Origin of the sequence: Mycobacterium sp. E2462, from assembly GCF_001672685.1 — a bacterium.
GTDB lineage: Bacteria > Actinomycetota > Actinomycetes > Mycobacteriales > Mycobacteriaceae > Mycobacterium.
Genome location: NZ_LZKC01000168.1, coordinates 1 through 707, shown reverse-complemented (window position 1 = coordinate 707; position 707 = coordinate 1). Strand labels below are relative to the sequence as shown.

The 707-nt window shown below is 71.4% G+C and carries 1 protein-coding gene and 1 pseudogene; both read right to left on the bottom strand.

All coding sequences use genetic code 11. The annotated features are described in order from the left end of the window. Positions 1-184 (bottom strand): annotated as a pseudogene (locus tag A5714_RS07860) (TIGR03943 family protein); the annotation flags it as partial. Next, positions 185-707: permease (locus tag A5714_RS07855; RefSeq protein ID WP_197513608.1), on the bottom strand; the 523-nt coding region annotated here is incomplete at its 5' end.

Sequence of the window (707 nt, the reverse complement as noted above, 5' to 3'; positions counted from 1 at the left end):
GGGCGCCGCGCCGGATGTCACCGATGACCACGACCAGCGCGAGCCCGATGAGCAACACCGCCGACGCGACCAGCCACGGCAGCAGCCCGGGTTTGACGTACCGCGTGAAGGCGCCGGACGCCGTGATCATGGCAACGCTGATGCCGACCAGGAGCAGGACGGTGTTCTCCGTTTCGCGGCTCATTCACCCACCACCCAGCAGGGGCCACCCGATCGCGCACGCGCTCGCCACCGCGACCACGAAGGTGGCGGGACCGAAACGCGCGGCGAACGCCCGGCCGAACATGCCGGCCTGCATGGCGAACAGCTTCACATCGACGGCCGGGCCGACCACCAAGAACACCAGCCGCGGCAACAGCGGCACCATCGTCAGGCTGGCCGCCACGAACGCGTCCGCCTCCGAACACAGGGCCAGCGCGACGGCCAGGGCGGCCATCAGCGCCACGCTCAAGGCCATGTCGGACGCGAGGTGCGTGAACACCCACGCGGGCACCACGACATGCAACACCGCCGCCGCCGCGGCGCCCACCACCAAATACGAGGCGGCCTGGACGAAGTCGTGCCGGGCGGCCTCGGTGAACACCACCCATCGGGATGCGTCCGCGGCGGTGCCGCTGGGCAACCGGCGCGTGATCCACTCGGCACGGCCCCAACGCGCCCACGCCCAGCCCATCACCACCGCCGTCAACAGAGAAGCGCCCGCGCGG